The following is a 21,931-nucleotide window of genomic DNA, read 5'->3' as shown; positions in this document are numbered from 1 at the left end:
TTCGCTATAATGGTGAACAGGAGTAAATGAGAGGACTGAGCATGGATGAAGAATTCTACCCCCCTATACGCCTCCTGGCGGCACGCTTTTAAGCTCGATCCCAATAAGGAACTCTCTGATGAAGCATTGGAAGCCATCTGTGAATCAGGAAGCGATGGGATTCTCATTGGCGGTACCGATGGGATCACCTACGAAAACGTAACAGAATTGCTAGGGCGGGTACGTAGCTATGCGATTCCTTGTATCCAAGAGGTTTCCCGCTTGGATGCTGTGGTTCCTGGGTTCGATCATTATTTCATTCCACTGGTGGTCAATGCTGGTAGAGCAGAATGGCTGTTACAGCCACATATGGAGGCGATTAAGCAATATGGACGTTTGATCCCTTGGCATGAGCTGACGGTGGAAGGCTATGTGGTTCTTAATCCGGATTCCAAGGTCGGTCGTTTAACTGCCAGTGTTCAGCCCAATAGTATCGATGACTTATTCGTATATACTACGTTGACTGATCGCCTACTGCAGCTACCGATTCTCTATCTCGAGTATAGCGGAATCTATGGTGACCCGAGCTGGATAGAGCAGGTGCAACGTCGAACAACCCATTCCCACCTCTTCTATGGAGGAGGAATTGGGAATCAAGAGCAAGCACAGGTGATGAGTGAACGAGCGGATACCATCGTCGTTGGCAATTTGATCTATGAGGATTGGCGACGAGCGTTGGAAACCGTACCTCAACAACCATCATCAATTTGATCTGAAGAGGAAAGGTGTGGCATTGTGGAAGTACATATGGAGCAATCAAGTATTCTTACTGGACTTAATCCTGAACAACGACGAGCAGTACTCACCACGGAAGGCCCTGTCTTAATCTTAGCAGGTGCAGGGAGTGGCAAGACGCGTGTGGTAACGCAGCGCATCGCGTATTTATTGGCGGAGAAGCGGGTGGCTCCCTGGAGCATCCTAGCCATTACCTTTACAAATAAGGCAGCCCGTGAGATGAAGGAACGGGTATCTCAATTGGTGGGAGCAGATGCAGAGGATATTTGGATCTCCACCTTCCACAGTATGTGTGTCCGGATTTTACGTCGAGATATTGAGCGGATCGGCTATTCCTCTCGTTTCACCATCCTTGATAGCACAGACCAGCTCAGTCAGGTGAAGGATATCCTGAAGGTACTTAACATCGATCCCAAGCGCTTCGATCCTCGAGCCATTCTGGCCACCATTAGTCAAGCGAAGAACGCATTACAATCACCAGAGGAGTATGCCAACCTTGTAGGCGATCCATTTATGAAGGTGGTTAGCGATGTCTATACGGAGTATCAACGGCGCTTGAAAACCAACCAATCCTTGGACTTCGATGATCTATTAATGGTCACTGTTCAACTCTTTAAGAAGGTACCAGAAGTACTAGAATATTACCAAAAGAAGTTCCGCTATATTCATGTGGATGAATACCAGGATACGAATGCGGTGCAATATCAGCTAGTGCATCTATTGGCAGCAAGCCACCAGAATATCTGTGTGGTTGGCGATACAGACCAATCCATCTACAGCTGGCGCGGCGCCGATATCACCAACATTCTACGCTTTGAAGAGGATTATCCTGATGCACAGGTGATTTTGCTGGAGCAGAATTATCGCTCCACCAAGCGCATCCTTCAGGCAGCCAATGAGGTGATCCGCAATAATACCGAGCGGAAAGAGAAAAACCTATGGACAGAGAATGAGGATGGCCCTCTGATTCAGCTCTATGAGGCAGAGACGGAGCATGATGAGGCATACTACATCGTAGAGCAGCTGGAGAAGAAGCTGCAGGAAGGTGCCTCCTATCAAGACTTTGCCATTCTCTATCGAACCAATGCCCAATCACGGATCATTGAGGAAGTGCTCATTAAGAGTAGCCATCCTTATCAGCTCGTGGGCGGCACGCGCTTCTATGAGCGGAAAGAGATTCGTGATGTGATGGCTTATCTGAAGCTGGTGGCGAATCCCCATGATGATGCCAGCTTTAAACGGATTGTGAATGTTCCCAAACGAGGTATTGGTGCCACCTCGTTGGATAAGCTGAGTCAATATGCTTTTGAACAAGGAATCTCCCTCTATACAGCAGCTTCCTCGGCAGAAGAGGCTGGTGTGAGCGGGAAAGCAGCTGGACAACTGGGCGCCTTTGCTGAAATGATTCGAGAATTGAGCGGACAGGTGGATTATCAATCGGTACATGAACTGACAGAGCAAGTGCTAGAACGCTCTCGCTACATTGAGGAGCTACAACAGGAGAAGACCATTGAAGCACAGACGCGGATCGAAAATATTCAAGAGTTTCTCTCGGTTACCCTTGATTTTGAAAAGAAGAGTGAGGACCATTCCTTAATCAGCTTCCTCTCTGACGTTGCACTGGTGGCCGATGTGGATCAATGGGATGAAGGACAAAAGCGGATTACCCTCATGACCTTGCATAGTGCCAAGGGCTTGGAGTTTCCCTATGTCTTCTTAGTGGGTATGGAGGAAGGATTATTTCCTCATAATCGAGCGCTCAGCGATGAGCATGAGATGGAGGAGGAGCGTCGTCTTGCTTATGTGGGGATCACCCGTGCAGAGAAGGGGCTGTATCTCACCTATGCACGTAGCCGTACCATTTATGGACGGATCCAGTCCATGCCAGCATCCCGCTTTATCGATGAGATTCCTGAGGAGCTACTAGAACGGGATGGCAAGAAGCAACAGCAAGCGATGTTCAGGTCTTCCACATCATTACGTTCGCAGCGGATCCATCCGGGAGCTGATCTCACCTTATCATGGAAGGTGGGAGAGAAGGTACAGCATGGGAAATGGGGTATTGGTACCATCGTTGGTTGTAAGGGTGAAGGGGATAATTTAGAATTGGATATCGCTTTCCCTGGGATGGGAATTAAGAAACTATTAGCCAAATTCGCCCCCATTGAGAAAGCATAAAGGGAAATGCCCTTGGAGGTGAGGATCGTGGATAATCGTGTACGTGAGGAAAAGCTGGCGCGGATGAAGTTCTTAATCCCGCTTTTGAACCGGTATAACTATGAATACTACACGTTGGATGCACCATCGGTCAGTGATGCGGAGTATGATCAATACTATGATGAACTAGTAGCCCTTGAAAAGGAGCTCGATCTAATTCTTCCAGATTCACCGACGCACCGAGTAGGCGGGGCGATTCTTGAGGCATTTTCCACCCATCGCCATCTTGGTAAGCTTTGGAGTTTGGATAAGGCGCAAAGCTTTGAAGAATTGGATGAATGGGTAGAGCGAATCGAACGCTTACGGCTAGAATATAACGAGCGTGGCAGTGAACCCCTTCCTCCCCTTGAGTTTACCTTGGAGCAGAAGTTCGATGGTCTAACCATTAACCTTACCTATGAAAATGGACAGCTCATTCAAGCAGCCACGCGTGGCTTAGGTGGTGAGGTAGGTGAGGTGATCCTTGCTCAGGTAAAGACCATTCAAACTGTACCTCTGACCATCCCTTTCCAGGGGAGGATGGAAGTCCAAGGGGAAGCGATTATGAAGCTGTCCCAATTGGCTGCTTATAATCAGATCCATGCAGAACCATTGAAGAATGCACGGAATGCTGCAGCAGGGGCCCTCCGCAATCTTGATCCAAAGGTGACAGCCGAGCGGAAGCTGGATGCCTTCATGTATCAAGTTGGGTATATTGAAGGCTTACAGTTTAATACCCATGAGGAGATGCTTCAATTCTTACGGGATCAGCATTTCTACGTCAATCCCTTTTTCCATCGCGTCGATCGGTTTGCAGAGATTAAGCAGGAGATCGAGAATTTCCGCACAGAACGGCAAAAACTAGACTATCTCACCGATGGGATGGTTATCAAGGTGAATGATATGCGAACTCGCCAGGTGCTGGGATACACGGCGAAGTTCCCCCGTTGGGCCATCGCTTTCAAATATAAAGCAGAGGTACAGGAAACAACCCTGCGTGATGTAACATGGCAGGTGGGGCGTACCGGTAAATTAACACCGGTAGCTGAATTGGAGCCGGTAGACTTTGAAGGTGTGACGGTAAAACGGGCCACGCTCAATAATTGGGATGATATTCTTCGGAAAAATCTCCAGTTTGCTATTGGGACGCTGGTACAAGTACGTCGTAGTAATGATGTGATTCCAGAGATTCTCGGCGCCGTGGATGATGCTCCGGCAGGTGAGGAGATCAAATTCCCTCCCTCCTGTCCTGAATGCGGCGGTGAAATTGAACAGCAAGGTGTTCATTACTTCTGTGTGAATGGTCTCGGTTGTCCGCCACAAATTGTGGGACGGATGACCCACTTTGCCAGTAAAGGTGCCTTGGATATTGAAGGCTTTAGTGAGAAGACGGCCCAGCAGTTATTCAACGAGCGGAATGTGAAGAGTGTAGCGCAGCTGTTCCAACTAACCAAAGATGATCTCATTACATTGGAACGATTTGGTGAGAAGAAGGCACAAAAATTATTAGATGCCATTGAGAAAAGCAAAGACTGTACTCTGGCTGATTTTCTCTTTGGCCTTGGGATCGCTAATGTAGGGAAGGAGACAGCCAAGGCACTGGCTCAACATTTTGGCATGCTTGAGCAGGTGATGGCTGCCACCTATGAGGAACTTCAGCAGATTGAAGATGTCGGGGGCATTGTGGCCCAGTCCGTCATCGACTTCTTCCACGATCAGCATGTACAAGAGATCATCCAACAGATGCTAGATGCAGGTGTTCGTCCTCAACCGGTTACCCCGATGATGGATTCAGCCAGTATCGATTCTCCATTTGCAGGCAAGACAGTCGTGCTAACAGGTACCTTGCAGGAGCTGACGCGGGAAGAGGCAACGGAAGCTTTAGAGGCAATGGGGGCGAAAATAACGGGCAGTGTTAGTAAGAAGACGGACTATGTCATCGCTGGTGAAAAGGCAGGAAGCAAGCTCACGAAGGCTCAGAGTCTTGGTGTACCTGTCCTGGATGAAGCTACCTTTATTCAGATGCTGAAGGCTAGTCAACAGGCCTAACAGGAGGAGAGAATTCAATGAATCAAATCAACCTCAATCGCTTACGCCGTCTTCTTCTTCTATTCTGTAGTGTACTTCTTGGTACCTCTATGATAACCGGATGTACTACACCAGAGGATACCTCCCAAGAGGATCAAGTGCTGGATCTGAGTGTGACCACTTCCTTAGAAGCGGGAGAACAATATTTTAATAGCTTGCTTCCCTATCATACGAACGAGACGAGAGGCTTGCTCGCTTCGAGAATTGGACGTGTGGATGGGAACCATCTTGAGCTAGGGATGCTAGATATTGCCCAGCAGACCTTTGATCGGGAGAAGGTCTATTTTCAAGAGGGGAATATGTTGAAGCGTGAGCAGGTCGTTCGCTGGTTGGAGCGCAATTCTGCAGAGAATCCGGAGGGCCTTAATCCTGCGAAGAATCCCAAGGTGGAAAAACAGGAGCCTCTATTTCTTCTTCACCTGCTCGAGCATGATTATGTGCAACGTGATGGAACGCTGGCTGGGATGGTGATCGGCCTTTCTATTGCGCCACCTGCCAAGGTGAAGGATGCCCAAGAGCGGGCACACCTTCTACAGCAGCAATTGGAGAAGGGGAAGGGCATCGCCCAGGAAGTGACACTACGTATTCGTAATCAAGGGATCGACGTGCCCATCATCATTGCCCTCTATTATACACAGCCAGCCCAATCCTTCCTGCCAGGGAATTTCGTGGCAGTGGGTAAGGTGAAGGCGAAGGAGGAAAAAATCAGTGAGTGGGAGGACCTTGGTGAAGAGTACTTGATCTTCCCAAGCGGTGAGCTTGCTACAAAGTATGAGGATCTTCAGGATCAATTTAATACAATCTCCGATAATGCTCAGGACTTTTTTCCTAATTATGTAAGTTTAGTGGGAACAGGTCGCTTTGTGAATAAGCAACTGGTGGAACTGACCGTGGAGGCCAATGCTTCCTTTGAGTCGAAGACCGAGGTAATTCAGCTGACGCAGTATCTTGGTGAGCAATTGAAGGATACCCTTCCTAAGTCGGTCCATATCAATCTTTATGTTTCCTCTGTCAATAAACCGCAAGCCCTCTATGTACGCCCTATTGAAGGAAAAGATTATATGCATATCTATCGAAATTAGTCGGATAACCGTGGTTGCTGAAGCCACGGTTTTTTCATTGAGTAAAAAGGGAATCTAGAGTAAAATAGATAAAAAAAGGAAGGGGGCGGTTGTACGATGGTTGTACCATTTCGTAATGAGCCATTTACCGATTTTAGCAAGGAGAATGAGGTGAAGGGCTATGAAGCAGCACTTCAACAGGTGGAGCAGGAGCTGGGTCAGGAGTATCCCTTGATCATTGGAGGGGAAGCCATTTACGGGAAAGCGTGGATTACCTCCTATAACCCATCACAAAAGGATCAAGTAGTTGGTCGTGTTACCAAGGCAGATCTTGAACATGCAGAGCAAGCGATTCAGGGAGCTTCACAGGCTTTTAAGCAATGGAGGAGGGTTCCTGCGGAGCATCGTGCCCGTTACCTCTTGAAAGCAGCTACCCTTTTACGTCAGCGTAAGCATTATTTCTCAGCATGGTTAACCTATGAAGCAGGCAAGAGCTGGGCAGAGGCAGATGCTGATACAGCGGAAGCCATCGATTTTCTTGAATACTATGGCCAGGAGATGATTCGCATCAATCGGCCTGTAGAACTGGTACATTTCCCAGGTGAGGATAACCAGCAGAACTATATTCCCTTGGGTGTAGGGGTGATCATCCCACCTTGGAATTTTCCCTTAGCAATTATGGTGGGGATCACAGTATCTGCTATCGTTACAGGGAATACGGTGGTCTTGAAGCCAGCTAGTGCGACACCAGTGATCGCAGCGAAGTTCGTGGAGCTGATGAAGGAAGTAGGACTGCCTGATGGGGTATTAAACTTCCTACCTGGCAGTGGTAGTGAGGTTGGTGACTTCCTTGTGGATCACCCCCTGACGCGATTCGTCTCCTTCACGGGTTCACGGGATGTAGGCGTGCGTATCTATGAGCGGATCGCTAAGGTACAGCCCAATCAAATCTGGTTAAAACGTTATATTGCAGAGATGGGTGGAAAAGACTTCATCATTGTGGATCATGATGCGGATCTAGATGGGGCAGCCCGCAATATCGTCACCAGCGCCTTTGGTTTCTCTGGACAGAAGTGCTCTGCTTGCTCGCGGGCCATCGTCCATGAGGATGTGTATGAGGAGGTATTAGCCAAGGTCACTCAAATCACCGAGCAGCTGCAGGTCGGCGATGTTCGCCAGCAAGAAACGTATATGGGACCAGTCATTGATCAGTCGGCAATGAATAAAATCTTAGGGTATATTGCTATCGGCAAAGCGGAAGCCAAGCTGGTCACAGGAGGAAATGCTTTGGAATTGAATGGTTTCTTCATCCAGCCCACCATCTTCCGTGATGCTGCTCCAGCCAGTCGGATCATGCAGGAGGAGATTTTTGGTCCTGTGGTTGCTTTCACTCCCTTCTCTGATTTAGATGAAGCCTTTGCCATTGCCAATGGCACAGAATATGGGTTAACAGGTTCATTGTTTACGCGGAATCGTGAATCCATTGAACGGGCACGGGAAGAGCTTCATGTGGGCAATCTCTATTTCAATCGGAAGTGTACAGGTGCTCTCGTCGGTGTTCATCCCTTCGGTGGCTTTAATATGTCGGGTACCGATTCTAAAGCAGGTGGTCCTGATTATCTTTACCAATTCTTACAAGCTAAACTCACTTCTGAAGCATTCTAGATGATATACTATGGGTAAAAGGAAGAAACCTCTCGTATCGCCAATGATACGGGAGGTTGAAAGTTAGAGGGGGGAATCAACATGCAGTGTCCACAATGTGGTCATGAGGAACAAGGCCAGTATCGCTTTTGTACACAGTGTGGAGCCACTTTACATGAAGAGCATGAAGATCATGCAGCTCATGAAATTCATGAGGAAATAGATGATCATGTAGATCGTGCAACGCATGTAGAGATGGAGGAGCCTTGTCCCGTTCAGCAAGAATTGAAGGAGGAGCGTCCTGCGATCAAAAGACCAACCTCACCCCTGATTGGCTTTGCGCTTGGTACATGGCTTGGGCCATGGTTATCAGCCATTATTGCATTCGTTTTACTACGACGCTGGACGATTCGGAAGCATTATTGGGTTCCAATTAGTCTGCTCTTGTTAAATGGATTATTCTTGAGCTTGATGTTTTGGACCAATCATGGCGGTTTGTGGTTGGTGACGGAAGAGAACCTCTTGTGGCAGGTTTTTCATCTGCTTTTCAATCCACTCACCCTATTATTTAATCTCTTTGCCAGCCTTATCTTATTAAGGCTATTGCAACCGTATTATCGAAAACGGGAAGCAGAATGGCAGCTTCAACATGCAGATCAGCAATTTGTATTAGATATGGATCGCCCCATATTAATTAAGGAAAAACTACTTCAACGGCCTGTGATGTGGGCATTATTTATCCTTTTTTTAAATTCACTCATTGTGGAGATTGCCTATCAGTTTGCTTGGCTTCCTAGTTGGTTGGATCAGGTCTACCATCTTCCTGATTATGCAGTGGGAGGTCTTCTCCTTCTCATCATGCTATGGTCGATTCGTCCTCGTCTCCAACAACGGATGTTCATAGACTGTGACAAGATGGATGAACTACGGGAATCAGGGATTGTCCCTGAAGATGAGCCATTATTGATGATTCATTTGGCTGATCGGGAGATGAAGCGGGGAATCCTCTGTACACCATCGGGATTTCGCTATTGGAATTTGACGAAGGATCCACCCTATCGACAGATCGCCTGGGAAGCGATTCGAGTGTTTGAGATCGCAAGTAAACCCTTCAGCTCCAAGGTTCAGCTTCACCTTCAACTCAAGGATGATCAGCAGATCATTTGGAATGTTCGTGGTTTCCGTCCTTTTTATACAGCTCATTTTATTGCAAACTGCATGGCATGGTATTATCAAACACCCCATCATGATGTAGCTTCTTCTGGTGCGAGTTCTTTGGAGACAGGTGAAGGAGAGATCGGTCTTGAAGCTGCCTCCACTCAGGAAGCACTCGTGTACGAATCCAAGACGACCCAGCCTGTACGTCCCCGTCTTCTCGCGGCTACCTTGATGCTGCTAGCTTTTCTGCTTATCGTTGTAGGAGGTGAAGCTGCTCTCTATTGGACCTTATCCACCAATGGTCAGCAAGCATTTGATGCTGGGAAGTATGAAGACGCTGCTCAATATTATCGTTGGGCGAGCCGAATCGATCCATTCCATGAAATGGAGGAGCTTGCCAAGAAAAGCGATTATGAATACTGGATGAAGCAGGGAGATGATGCTCTTCGCCAGCGGAAATATGATGATGCTATCACGCTGTTTGACAAGGCTCAGGAATTTTTAAATACTGCCGAGAGTCGTAGTAATCGAAAGGAAGCGGAGTATCGCAAATTCATTGCGCTAGGAGAAAAAGCTTCCCTCAAAGAGGATTATGGTGCAGCGATTAAGTTCTTACGTAAAGCTCAAGGCATTCGAAATACGGAAGAAGTACAGAAGAAGATGGTGCAAGTGGAGTACATGTACCATTATATGAAGGCACAGCAGCTCCTATATTACGATCCAGTGGCTGCCCTCGCAGAGCTACAATTGGCTGCGGAAGTCATCGAAAGCAGTGAAGTGAATGAACTGATGGATCAGGCAACAGAGTATATTATCAATGATTTTCTCTATGTAGCGGAAAATTTTCTCTACATGGGAGATGTGGAAGGTGCCATGGATGTTCTGAAGGATGCAGCGAAATTTGCACCAGAGGATGAACGGATCCAAGTGCTGATCGATGCGATCACCGAAGGAAAATCTGCTCAAGAATCCATGGATCAAAATCCCTTAGTGATCCTTCCTGACTGGGAATGGTACGCCGATGATGAAGGCTATGTTTATGCGGTAGGAACCATTGTAAACCGCAGTGATAATCTGATTGAACAGATCGTAATTTACATTGAATACTATGATGCCAATGGAGATGTGGTTCTCACCGACTGGGCTTATGCAGATGGCCCAGTCCAAGGGGGAGAGAAGACCACCTTCACCATCTATTCCAACTATCAAGAAGAGATGGAGGAAGCAAGAGTAGAAATCCAAGATTATACATGGGCTACTGAAGTTCAAAGTTTTCCCAACTAAGCCAAAAATCCTCCGTGAACGGAGGGTTTTTCTTTTCTAATCGAGGTCACAATAAGCGAGAAGAGAGAACATCAGAATTTATGAGAAGAGGGATTGCATGGCATTACTTCCCTATTTCTTCCCGCTGTTCAGTAGCTTCTTGCTAGTTTGGTTGTTCCTCCCCTTGATCAATCGATGGGCGGTGAGTAAGGGGCTTGTGGATGTACCATATGGCAGAAAGATTCATATCCGTCCCATCCCCTTAACGGGTGGTATCACCATCTATGGCTGCTTTCTTCTCCTGATCAGACTCTGGGTTCCTCCCGATTCACTGTTGTGGAGTCTGGTAATCGGGGGAGGGGGCCTAGTAGCCATTGGCGTCCTCGACGATTGGTATAAGAGTCAGCAACGAGAGCTTTCGCCATTACCTAAGCTTTTGGCACAATTGGGGGTAAGTCTTCTCGCTTTCCTATTGGGAATCCGTTTTCAGAGCATCAGTTATCCTTGGAATGACGAGGGGATGATCCAGTTCCCCTTGGGAATTTCCTTTATTTTAACGCTCCTCTGGATTACTGCTTTTATTAATATGTTTAATTTTATGGATGGAGCAGATGGATTGGCCAGCGGTGTCAGCCTCATCTCGTTACTTACTATGATGGTGATTGCTGTGGCACTGGATCAGCATGAGCTTGCTTTGATGGCAGTACTCTTTATTGGGGCCATTGCAGCCTTTTTGCGATATAATTTTCATCCTGCCCAAGCCTTTTTAGGTGACGCGGGATCGATGCTCTTGGGCTATGTGGTAGCGGTCACGTCACTAAGTGGCATGATGAAGGGACCTACTCTGTTTACATTGCTAGCCACCTTGCTGATTGTGGGCCTTCCATTGGTGGATATGGTTCAAGTGATGGTCCGACGCTGGCGAAGAGGCACTCCTCTGTATCGTGCCGATAAGAATCACCTACATCATCTCTTATTTCAAGCAGGCTTAAGTCATCGTCAGGTGGTGCTCGTCCTCTACCTTTGTGGTCTCTTCTTTTCCATTCTTTCCCTATATATGTTTTTTGCCTATTTAATTTGATAGCAATGAAACAAAAGCAGAACTCCTTCGTAATAAAGAGTGTATATGAATATAACGAAATTGCTCCGCAAGGAGAAGGAGGAATCACCTGTGATTATTACAACAACCCCAAACATTGAAGGACATCAAATTGAATCATACCACGGAATTGTAACAGGCGAAGCCATTATGGGAGCCAATGTGGTCCGCGATATTTTTGCCAGCATCACCGATATTATTGGTGGACGAAGTGGTGTTTATGAAGACAAGTTAGGAGAAGGTCGCCAGATCGCCATCAAGGAGATGCAGGAGAAAGCCATTCAAATGGGAGCCAATGCCATTGTGGGTGTGGATTTAGATTTTGAAACGGTAAGAGAGGGTATGATGATGGTCGTTGCCACAGGAACTGCGGTACGTATTCGCGATTAAGGATAAAGATGAAAAAGGCTCCCAAGGGAGCCTTTTTCACTTCACAGTAAGGATTATCCTTTTTAGTTGTAGACGGCTGCGCCAATAATCACCAAGAGGATAAACAACACGAGAATCAAAGCGAAATCATCGAAAACGTTGTTAATAAAGCTCATTCCAATTCCTCCTTTGCGTGAAGTTGTGATCATTGTATGTCCCTGAGGAATTAGTGGTGTTAGGCATGTATCTCGATCAGCTAAACTTTTGAAAAATAGGCAGATGCCAATCTTTATAGACAAGTTGCGATTTTCCTTTTCACTGTGCTATGATCATGCTATTGAATTGCAGTATACAGGAGGTGGAACGGATGACCGAAATAACCAAGGACGAGGTGCTCCATGTTGCAGCACTAGCCCGCTTACATTTAAGTGAGGAAGAGCAAGAAAAGTTCACAACACAGTTGAACAATATTCTTGACTATATGGACCAGATGAATGAGTTGGATACCACCAATGTTGCGCCAACCAGTCATGTGGTTCCGCTTGTCAATGTGATGCGTGAAGATGAAGTACGGCCTAGCTTGGATCGAGAAGATGCACTAAAGAATGCTGCAAAGAGTAAAGATGGGATGTTTCAAGTTCCCACCATTATTGAAGAGTAGGAAAGGGGGAGCCAGAATTCATGTTGGATCAATCATTACAATCCATACATACACAACTAAAGGAACGGAAGCTTTCGGTTCAAGAATTGACCGACAGCTCATTACAGCGGATTGCCCAAGTGGACGAAAAGATTGGGGCATTCCTCCATGTGGACGAAGCAGGCGCTCGCGCTACTGCTCAACAATGGGATGAAAAGGTGGCAAAAGGGGAAGACTTGGGAATGCTCTTTGGGCTACCCGTTGCCATTAAGGATAATATCGTAACCAAAGGCATTCCTACCACATGTGCGAGTCAATTTTTAAAGAACTATGATCCGATTTACGATGCGACTGTTATTCAAAAATTAAAGGATTCCCATGTGGTCACCATGGGGAAGGTGAACATGGATGAATTCGCCATGGGTTCCTCTACAGAGACCTCCAGCATGAAATTGACACGCAATCCTTGGAATCCAGAATATGTACCAGGTGGCTCTAGCGGTGGTTCTGCTGCCAGTGTGGCTGCTGGAGAAGTCTACTTCGCCCTCGGTTCAGATACAGGTGGCTCCATTCGTCAGCCAGCAGCCTACTGTGGTGTAGTTGGATTAAAACCTACCTATGGCCGTGTGAGCCGTTATGGCTTGGTCGCTTTTGCTTCCTCCTTTGACCAGATCGGACCCATCACGAAAAATGTTGAGGATGCAGCCTATGTCCTCCAAACCATTGCTGGTGAGGATGCTTACGATGCAACATCTGCCCAAGTGGAAGTTCATGATTATGTCTCTGCCTTAACAGGTGATGTGAAGGGCTTACGTATTGGTGTACCCAAGGAGTTTATGGGCGAAGGGATTGCACCGGAAGTGAAGGAAAAGGTCCTAGCTGCCCTTAAGGCTCTTGAAGGCTTAGGGGCTACTTGGGAAGAGGTGTCACTACCGCACACCAAATATGCAGTGGCAGCCTACTATATTCTCGCTTCCTCTGAAGCATCCTCCAACCTTGCTCGTTTCGATGGCATTCGTTACGGCGTTCAAGCTGATGCAGATAATCTGCTCGACCTCTATATCAATTCACGTAGCCAAGGTTTCGGTGAAGAGGTGAAGCGACGGATTATGTTAGGTACATACGCATTAAGCTCTGGCTACTATGATGCTTATTACCTCAAGGCACAAAAGGTGCGTACGTTAATTAAACAAGATTATGACCAACTCTGGGATCGCTATGATGTCCTGGTAGGACCTACAACACCAACACCAGCCTTCCGCTTCGGCGAGAAGATTGCTGATCCACTTACGATGTACGCCAATGATATCTGTACCATTCCCATGAACCTTGCAGGTATTCCTGCCATTAGCGTACCAGCTGGATTAGTCAATGGTTTACCTGTTGGCTTACAGATCATGGGTAAAGAATTTGATGAAGCAACCATTCTTCGTGTTGCTCATACATTTGAACAGGCCACCGATCATCATACCAACAGGCCAGGATTGTAAGGGGGAGTGAAAAATGAATTTTGAAACGATCATCGGTTTGGAAGTCCATGCCGAATTAGCTACAGAGTCGAAGATTTTCTGCGGTTGTTCCAATACCTTTGGTGCATCCCCCAATACGCAGACCTGCCCGATCTGTCTAGGACATCCTGGGGTGTTGCCTGTATTGAATAAAAAGGCGGTCAATTTTGCCATTAAAGCAGCGCTCGCGCTGAACTGTGAGATTGCTACCGACACGAAGTTTGACCGGAAAAACTATTTCTACCCGGACCTACCTAAGGCCTATCAAATCTCCCAGTATGACAAGCCCATTGGGGAAAACGGCTGGATTGAGATTGAGGTCCATGGGAAGAAGAAAAGAATTGGGATTACCCGTCTTCATCTAGAGGAAGATGCAGGAAAGCTAAACCACATGGATGGTACCAACTATTCCTTAGTGGACTTTAACCGTGGTGGCGTTCCCTTGATCGAGATCGTCTCAGAGCCAGATATGCGCTCACCTGAAGAGGCTTATGCATACCTTGAAAAATTAAAAGCCATTCTTTCCTTCTGTCAAGTGTCAGATGTGAAGATGGAGCAAGGCTCGCTACGTTGCGATGCCAACGTAAGTCTGCGTCCCTTTGGTGCTGAGAAATTCGGTACCAAAACGGAATTGAAAAACTTAAACTCCTTCCGCCATGTGGAGAAGGGGCTCCAATATGAGGTGGAACGCCAAACTGCTGCGCTGATGAAGGGTGAGGTGATTCGTCAAGAGACCCGCCGTTGGGATGAGACGAAGAACATGACCATCATGATGCGCTCCAAGGAAGCTGCCCATGATTACCGCTACTTCCCTGAGCCAGATTTGGTGCACCTTCATATTGATGATGCTTGGAAGGAAGCCATTCGCCAAACCATTCCTGAGCTACCCGATGCTCGGCGTGCACGTTATGTGAGCGAATACAGCTTGCCAGAATATGATGCGACCATTCTTACTTCCTCTCTTGAAGTTGCCAACTTCTTCGAGGAGGGTGTTCATCATACTAGTGATGCCAAAGGGCTAGCCAACTGGATGATGGGTGAATTCTTCGCCTACCTCAATGCGAATGCGTTAGAGATTCAGGATGTGAAGATGTCTGCAGCTCAATTAGGTGATATGCTGGAGATGATCGTAAAGGGCACCATCAGCACGAAGATTGCCAAGACCGTCTTCCAGGAAATGATGGAGACAGGTAAAGATCCTGAAGTGATTGTGAAGGAGAAGGGCCTCGTTCAAATCAGTGATGAGGGAACCTTGCGGAAGATTGTGGATGAGGTTCTTGATAAGAATCCCCAATCCATTGAAGACTTCAAGGCAGGGAAGGATCGAGCCGTGGGCTTCTTAGTGGGTCAGGTTATGAAGGCAACTAAAGGAAAAGCTAACCCACAATTGGTCAATCAATTGATCCAAGAAGGACTTACGCAACGTTAAGATGAAGCAGTATAATTAGATAGATGAATATCATCAACAGGTAATGTTGACGATAAAAGTATGATACTCTCCTTCCATTTTTCATTAAAATAGAAGGAGAGTATTTTAGGCATAGGAATAATTGTTTGTTTAGATAGGGGATGATTGCATGAAACGTGCACGTGTCATATACAATCCAACATCAGGGAGAGAGGAAGCCAAACGGATGCTTCCTGATTTACTGGATCAGTTAGAGATGGCAGGCTATGAAGCAAGCGCTCATGCCACCAAAGGGAAAGATGATGCAACCGTGGCAGCACGGACAGCATGTGAACGAGGCTATGACTTAATCGTAGCCTCAGGTGGGGATGGTACACTCTATGAGGTGATTAATGGCATGGCTGACCATCCTAATCGTCCTCCTCTAGGCATTATTCCTTCAGGGACGACCAATGATTTTGCTTCTGCCATTGGCATCCCGAAGAAGTCAGATGAAGCCATTCGCTTTATGCTAGAGGGTACTGCACAGCCTATTGATATTGGAAAGATGAATGATCGTTACTTTATCAATATCGCAGGTGGAGGCTCCTTGACCACTCTTACCTATGAAGTGCCTATTAAGCTAAAGACGCTGCTTGGACAGATGGCCTACTATGTGAAGGGAATCGAGATGCTACCAAAGCTAAAGCCAACGATGATGCGAATTGAAGCAGATAACTTCTTATTGGAGGAAGAGATCATGCTCTTTCTCGTGGCCAATAGTCAATCGGTAGGTGGCTTTCCCCATCTCGCTCCCAACGCCTCACTCAATGATGGACTATTGGATGCCATCCTTCTGAAGAAGACCAACCTGGCGGAAGCAGTTCGCTTAGCTGCTGCTGCTCTTCGTGGCGAGCATCCCAATGATCCAAGTGTCATCTATTTTCAAACCTCGTATTTGAAGGCAGCTTCCCCCAATGAGGTTCTTGTCAATTTAGATGGGGAGTTAGGCGGAGCCTTACCCTGTGAAATCCATGCCATGCCTAGTCATATTCAAGTGTTGATGAAGAAGGATCTATCCTTAACAGCAGAACGGGGGGCCACATCGTGAAGCAATGCAGCGAAGCACCTGTCGAGAAGAATGAGAGGCTGACGCTCACCATTGATGGGATCAGTCATGAAGGCGTAGGGATCGGTCACGTGGCAGGTGGCTATGCCATCTTTGTTCCCAATGCCTATCTCGGTGAAGAGGTGGAAGTTCTCATCGTTAAGGTGAAGCCACAGATGGCCTTTGGTAAATTGCTCAGCATCTCCAAGCCCAGCCCTGCTCGGGTCGAGCCACTTTGTCCCATCTATCACCGCTGTGGTGGCTGTTCTCTTCAGCATCTTAACTATGAGGAGCAGCTACGCTTAAAGCGTGATCTCGTGAAGCAGCAGCTGGTTCGCCTTGGTGGATTTCATGAAGAGGATCTGGTGATTTATCCTACCCTGGGTATGGATGCTCACCCTACAGGGGTCGATGTTCATAATAGTAACAGCAATATCAACAGTAAGGATGATGAGCGAGGCTGGTATTATCGCAATAAGGCACAGGTGCCAGTGGGATTACAGGAAGGGAAATGGGTGAGTGGCTTCTTTGCACCTCGCTCCCATGAGATTATCCCGATGGATCGCTGCCTAATTCAGCATGAGACTAATGATGAACTGATCCAGAAGGTGAAGACCGTAGCAGAACAACTCGGTATTCTTCCCTATGATGAGGAACGGCATCAAGGGTTCTTGCGCCATATCATGACCCGCGTCGGTATTCATAGTGGTGAGCTGATGCTGGTCCTCGTCACCAATGGGCGGAAGTTCCCGCAGCAAGCAGCCTTCGTGGAGCAGATACGGCAAGCTATGCCAGCCCTGACCAGCATTTATCAGAATATCAATACACAACGTACCAATGTGATCCTGGGGAAGGAGTCTATTCTTCTCTGGGGGAATGAGGTGATCGTGGACGAGCTGAGCGGAATCCGTTTCGCCATTTCACCCCGTTCCTTCTATCAGGTGAATCCTCTGCAGACAGAGAAGCTCTATGAAACCGCCCGGAAATACGCAGGCTTAACCGGTGAAGAAACAGTGGTGGATGCCTACTGTGGGATCGGAACCATCAGCCTCTACATGGCTCAGCAGGCCAAGAAGGTGATCGGCGTGGAAGTGGTACCGGAAGCCATTGAGGATGCGAAGAAGAATGCAGAGCTTAACGGGATTAGCAATGTGGAATTCCATGTGGGAGAAGCAGAAACCTGGCTACCTCAATGGGTGGAGGATGGCAATCATGCCGATGTAGTAGTGGTTGACCCGCCGCGTAAGGGCTGCGATGAAGCACTCCTGGAAGCCCTCGCTACCATGCAACCACCCCGAATCGTCTACGTCTCCTGTAATCCTAGCACCCTCGCCCGCGATGCTCGTTATCTTGTAGAGCATGGGTATAAGCTGGAAAAGGTACAGCCGGTGGATATGTTTCCGCAGACGTATCATGTGGAGAATGTTGTCTTGATGTCAAGGGTGGAGAAATAGGGTCTACTCAAAATATTGATAAATTAAGGGTTTTCTGATGTTAAAAGAATTACTGTTTATTGTTGGGCAGTACCTTTTAACCTTGAAAATCCTTATTTTTATTTATTGAGGAAACATGTCGACTGTAAAAAAATGCGTCGGGTTGAGTTGACAGATTAGATAACATCCGTAGGGTCATGGAGATAGAATAGATGTAAGTGTTTGTCCCAAATATATTTTTAAATCTCAAGGATTACTTAAACTTTAAGTTTTTTTTATAATTTCTTGTAAGATTATTAAATCCCGTGAGTCTTATAGATAGGAGGTGAAAAAGTGACAGAGCTTGAGGAGATTTATAATAACTATTTTAAGGATGTTTACTTCTTCATATATAGTCTATCAAAAGATAAACACATAGCAGAAGATTTGACATCTGAAACATTTATAAAAGCGGTAAAATCTATTGAAAGCTTTAAAGGAAACTGTGATATCAAGGTGTGGTTAATTCAAATAGCCAAAAACACATATTATTCATATATAAGAAAACATAAGAAATTGGTAGAGCTAGACCCAGTGCCTGAAAAGAAAGATGATTTTGATATAGAAAAATCGGTGTTTTCATCTGAAGAGTCGATGAAAATTCATGAAATTCTCCATAATTTATCTGAGCCATATAAGGAAGTGTTTTCTCTACGAGTTTTTGGAGAGCTGAGCTTTAGGCAGATTGGCAGTTTGTTTGGTAAAACAGATAATTGGGCTTGTGTCACTTTTCATAGAGCTAGAAATAAGATTAAAGAAGAAATGAGGGATTATTGATGAAAGTTACATGTAATGTTATTAAAGATGTTTTGCCTCTATATTTAGAAAATATGCTTAGTGATGACTCATGTACGATGGTTGAAGAACATATTGAGCAGTGTCAGGAATGCAAGAATTATCTTGATGAGATGCGGACTTTTAATGAAATGCCAGTAGATAGGAATACCTCTCCTTTGCTAAAGATAAAATCAACATTACGCAAGAAGAAAATTCAGACGGCAATATTCTCAATGATGTTTTCAATTATGCTTTTTGTTATAACAATTGCTTTCTTGACCGCGCCAGAGTATATTCCATATAGCGAAAGAAGTGTAACAATAAATGAGATTGGAAATGGGTCGGTGCTCGCTAAATTTGAGGATACCGTATATGGGTATGACATCAAAAGGTATCCGACATATGACAACTCTGGTTATGTCTATCACATTACTACATGGAATAGCATATGGAATAGAAATATAAAAAAATCTAATGTAAATAATACTATTTTAAATCCGAATGGTGAAAATGTTGTTTCTGTATATTATTACCAGACAGATGGAAGTGAAGATATATTGATGTATGGTAAAGATATAAATCCAGACGGAGGGATTATTACATTACCAAGACTATTCTTATCTTATTACGCACTTATTGCCATAGTATCTGCTATAATTTGTGGATTAATTATGCTTATATTGCATCGTAATAAAAAAGTGTTTAATTTTACAATGAAATTTTTCTTTTTACCGGTATCCTATCTATTAGGCCATTTGATTATTAAAGGATTTACAACTTCATCATATACTGCAACACGGGATTTTTATGCAATATTATTGGTTATGATTCCCTTGTATATTGCTTTTCTAACAGCTGTAAATTTAATTAGAAAGTACAAAAGTAAAAAATATGAGGGCTATTTACATTGAAGTTTATCCCAGATGGAATAGATTTTGTTATTGGATTCAAATACCAAATTATATGATATTAACGGGTAGATATGTTCATATGGGCGATATTGACTGTGGATATGTTTCCACCTACTGATTGTGCCAAAAGTGCCGTAGATATATTCCCGAGAACGACAGGTCAAAAGACATTCATTCTATCCTCTCGTTCCATGTTGAGAGGATAATTCTAATGACATCTTGTACTTTGAATGTTAAAAAATGGAGTTTAGACAAAACATATAGTAGGTGAAGCCCTATTTTTGGGCCAAAAATGAGTGAAAAAACACCTCTTTTTGACCCCGTTTTTAAGGGCATTTTATAGATGACATAGGATATTTTAAAAATATGGTACCTTAAAATGCAAATTATATATAAGAATATTCAATGCATTAAGATAAAAATCTTAATGTCTTTTTATAAGCACAAAAATTATACTATTGGTGCAAGTATGGATGTACGGACACAAGTTAGTTAAGTCTCTATCCTAAGAATAGAGAGGACGTGTCCGGAATGAAACCAAAACGCTATAACCAAGAATTTAAACAAACAATTGTCGAACTCTACAGATCTGGCACATCTGTAAGTGATCTCAGCCGCGAGTAGGGTGTATCTGAAGTAACGATTTACAAATGGATCAGAGCGTATTCCCCTATTGAAAACAGTGGTGGTTTAACACCTGCTGAAATTGCAGAAATTCAAAAGGAAAATCTTCGCCTTCAACAGGAGGTAGAAATCCTAAAAAAGGCGATGACCATATTCGCAAGAAAGTAACCGACCAAGAGATCATTGACCATATCGAACAGGAGAAAGAAAATTTCCCAGTTCAACTTATGTGTGAAGTGCTTCAAGTGTCAAGAAGCATGTATTATCAATCATTCCATAAAGTAAAATCTTCGTATGAAATTGAAAACGAAGCAATTTTAGCACGCATAAAAATCATTCATACGGAAAGTAAGAGGCGTTATGGCGCGCCAAAAATCCATCATATTTAAACGGAAAAAGAAGGCTTCTCTGTTAGTTTGAATCGAGTTCAACGTATCATGAGAGAAGCAGGGATTCGTTCAACAATTGTGAAAAAATTCCGACCTGCTTCCTCCACCGGACAAGTTGAAGAACGTGAAAATTTATTGGAACAGGATTTTGAAACAACGACAATCAATGAAAAATGGGTTGCAGATATTACGTATATTAATACATTAAGAGATGGCTGGTGAAGACTTTGAAAAAGCATTACAGGAAGCAAAAATCAAACAATCTTTCAGTCGTAAGGGCTGCCCTTATGACAATGACTACATCGAGTCTTTTCATGCGACATTGAAGAAAGAAGAGTACCGAACTATTTATATCGATTTTGAAGCTGCAAGATTGGCGCTTTTCCACTACATTGAATCGTGGTACAACCGAAAACGAATTCATGGGGCAATCAACTATCTAACACCGCAGCAATTGGAAGATTTGTGTTGAAAAAAAGCAGCCTAATTAGAAGAATTCACTAGGTTTTCTGATTTACCCTACCCACACATTTTTTCGGAACGACATCCATGAGCTGTATTTCGCTGGATACAGGATACTCTATGAATGGATGTTGTTCTGAAACAGACTTAACTTTTTTGTGTCCAAGATATTGACGTAGATCCAATTCACTGATGGGAGTTAGTTTATAGATCTGACTTCTTTTTTGTACTCAAAAATTAAAAGAAGGGAGGAATTTGAACGCAAAAGTAATCGCCATCGCCAATCAAAAGGGCGGAGTTGGCAAAACAACCACCTGTGTCAACTTAGGTATAGGGCTGGCACAGGTGGGAAAGGAAGTCCTGCTTGCCAGCCAGTTTTGTAAATAAATAATTGATAAAATATTTTGTTAATTATATAATTATTCGGAAGGAGGTGCCGGAATGAGATTGGTTTTAATTAATAGCAATATAAAAAATAACGAGCATTCCATCTCTGTTTTTGATAGATAAGTTTCTAGCAGTGGATAACTATATATTGTTGGTGGTATATAGTGTTAAAAATTATTTATCCAATAGAGAAAGGATACTATCGAATGAATAATAATGTAGTTACAAGATTATCTTCATCAGGAATAAGCAAAGCAGTAGGGAATTATACTCATATAACAAAAATACAGCCTAATTCAACGTTTTATACATTTTCAGGACAAATTGGAGCAGATTTAGGTGGAAATATTCCTGAAGAGTTTAATCAACAAGTAAAGAATACATTTATAAATATATCAAATCTACTTAAGAGTGTAGACTTGGAGCCGGATAATGTTATAAAGGTAAATATATGGTCAAAAGAAGAAATTGATTGGGAGTATTTCGATAAGATATATGGTGATTTTTTCGGGGAAATCCCTCCTTCTATGACAATTGCTTATGTAAATGCTTTAGGTTTGGAAGCAATAAAAATTGAAATAGAAATATGGGCTGCGGGATAATGAAGAAGTACA

At 44.7% G+C, this 21,931-nt stretch carries 17 protein-coding genes and 2 pseudogenes; 18 read left to right on the top strand and 1 reads right to left on the bottom strand.

The window, feature by feature from the left end:
• Positions 1-45 precede the first annotated feature (45 nt).
• The 8 genes from pcrB (at position 46) to BN1691_RS03470 (ending at position 11,673) form a co-directional block, all read left to right on the top strand.
• Complete coding sequence (gene pcrB / locus BN1691_RS03505) at positions 46-750, top strand: heptaprenylglyceryl phosphate synthase (protein ID WP_048600851.1); 705 nt, start codon at positions 46-48, stop codon at positions 748-750.
• Between the two features lie 36 nt (positions 751-786).
• Positions 787-2,952, top strand: a complete 2,166-nt coding sequence (gene pcrA, locus BN1691_RS03500) for a DNA helicase PcrA (RefSeq protein WP_048601179.1) — start codon at positions 787-789, stop codon at positions 2,950-2,952.
• Positions 2,953-2,958: 6 nt separating this feature from the next.
• Positions 2,959-5,019, top strand: a complete 2,061-nt coding sequence (gene ligA, locus BN1691_RS03495) for an NAD-dependent DNA ligase LigA (RefSeq protein WP_048600850.1) — start codon at positions 2,959-2,961, stop codon at positions 5,017-5,019.
• A 17-nt stretch (positions 5,020-5,036) separates the two neighbouring features.
• Complete coding sequence (locus BN1691_RS03490; RefSeq protein WP_048600849.1) at positions 5,037-6,140, top strand: CamS family sex pheromone protein; 1,104 nt, start codon at positions 5,037-5,039, stop codon at positions 6,138-6,140.
• 96 nt (positions 6,141-6,236) lie between these two features.
• Positions 6,237-7,784, top strand: coding sequence for an L-glutamate gamma-semialdehyde dehydrogenase (gene pruA, locus BN1691_RS03485; protein ID WP_048600848.1), 1,548 nt, complete (start codon positions 6,237-6,239; stop codon positions 7,782-7,784).
• An 81-nt stretch (positions 7,785-7,865) separates the two neighbouring features.
• Positions 7,866-10,205, top strand: a complete 2,340-nt coding sequence (locus tag BN1691_RS03480) for an FxLYD domain-containing protein (RefSeq protein WP_048600847.1) — start codon at positions 7,866-7,868, stop codon at positions 10,203-10,205.
• A 97-nt stretch (positions 10,206-10,302) separates the two neighbouring features.
• The gene (locus tag BN1691_RS03475) at positions 10,303-11,265 is read left to right on the top strand and encodes a glycosyltransferase family 4 protein (protein ID WP_048600846.1); all 963 of its coding nucleotides are present in this window, start codon (positions 10,303-10,305) and stop codon (positions 11,263-11,265) included.
• A 90-nt stretch (positions 11,266-11,355) separates the two neighbouring features.
• Complete coding sequence (locus BN1691_RS03470; RefSeq protein WP_048600845.1) at positions 11,356-11,673, top strand: YbjQ family protein; 318 nt, start codon at positions 11,356-11,358, stop codon at positions 11,671-11,673.
• A gap of 62 nt (positions 11,674-11,735) precedes the next feature.
• On the opposite strand, the gene BN1691_RS14350 is transcribed toward BN1691_RS03470, so the two are convergent.
• Positions 11,736-11,828 (bottom strand): YjcZ family sporulation protein, encoded by a 93-nt coding sequence (locus BN1691_RS14350; protein WP_076850090.1) that lies wholly within the window; start codon positions 11,826-11,828, stop codon positions 11,736-11,738.
• Between the two features lie 191 nt (positions 11,829-12,019).
• On the opposite strand from BN1691_RS14350, the gene gatC reads away from it, so the two are divergent.
• The 10 genes and pseudogenes from gatC to BN1691_RS03420 all read left to right on the top strand — a co-directional run bounded on the left by gatC (position 12,020) and on the right by BN1691_RS03420 (position 21,919).
• Positions 12,020-12,313, top strand: a complete 294-nt coding sequence (gene gatC, locus BN1691_RS03465) for an Asp-tRNA(Asn)/Glu-tRNA(Gln) amidotransferase subunit GatC (RefSeq protein ID WP_048600844.1) — start codon at positions 12,020-12,022, stop codon at positions 12,311-12,313.
• Between the two features lie 20 nt (positions 12,314-12,333).
• Entirely contained in the window at positions 12,334-13,782 is a 1,449-nt protein-coding gene (gene gatA, locus BN1691_RS03460; RefSeq protein ID WP_048600843.1) for an Asp-tRNA(Asn)/Glu-tRNA(Gln) amidotransferase subunit GatA, read from the top strand.
• Positions 13,783-13,795: 13 nt separating this feature from the next.
• Complete coding sequence (gene gatB, locus BN1691_RS03455) at positions 13,796-15,229, top strand: Asp-tRNA(Asn)/Glu-tRNA(Gln) amidotransferase subunit GatB (RefSeq protein ID WP_048600842.1); 1,434 nt, start codon at positions 13,796-13,798, stop codon at positions 15,227-15,229.
• A gap of 148 nt (positions 15,230-15,377) precedes the next feature.
• Entirely contained in the window at positions 15,378-16,298 is a 921-nt protein-coding gene (locus BN1691_RS03450; RefSeq protein WP_048600841.1) for a diacylglycerol kinase, read from the top strand.
• Complete coding sequence (rlmD, locus tag BN1691_RS03445) at positions 16,295-17,749, top strand: 23S rRNA (uracil(1939)-C(5))-methyltransferase RlmD (RefSeq protein WP_048600840.1); 1,455 nt, start codon at positions 16,295-16,297, stop codon at positions 17,747-17,749. Before BN1691_RS03450 ends, rlmD begins: the two co-directional genes overlap by 4 nt.
• 312 nt (positions 17,750-18,061) lie before the next feature.
• On the top strand, positions 18,062-18,544 hold the full coding sequence (locus BN1691_RS03440; RefSeq protein ID WP_048600839.1) for an RNA polymerase sigma factor: 483 nt from the start codon (positions 18,062-18,064) through the stop codon (positions 18,542-18,544).
• Positions 18,544-19,455: a zf-HC2 domain-containing protein gene (locus BN1691_RS03435; RefSeq protein WP_048600838.1), complete on the top strand. Its 912-nt coding sequence runs from the start codon at positions 18,544-18,546 to the stop codon at positions 19,453-19,455. The genes BN1691_RS03440 and BN1691_RS03435 overlap by 1 nt, the downstream gene beginning before the upstream one ends.
• 531 nt (positions 19,456-19,986) lie before the next feature.
• Positions 19,987-20,940: pseudogene (locus BN1691_RS14240) on the top strand (IS3 family transposase).
• 245 nt (positions 20,941-21,185) lie between these two features.
• A pseudogene (locus tag BN1691_RS14030) lies at positions 21,186-21,296 on the top strand (ParA family protein); the annotation flags it as partial.
• A 185-nt stretch (positions 21,297-21,481) separates the two neighbouring features.
• On the top strand, positions 21,482-21,919 hold the full coding sequence (locus BN1691_RS03420; RefSeq protein ID WP_231638337.1) for a RidA family protein: 438 nt from the start codon (positions 21,482-21,484) through the stop codon (positions 21,917-21,919).
• Positions 21,920-21,931 lie beyond the last annotated feature (12 nt).

The organism is Rubeoparvulum massiliense, assembly GCF_001049895.1.
GTDB lineage: Bacteria > Bacillota > Bacilli > Rubeoparvulales > Rubeoparvulaceae > Rubeoparvulum > Rubeoparvulum massiliense.
This window is presented reverse-complemented; position numbering and strand designations above follow the sequence as displayed.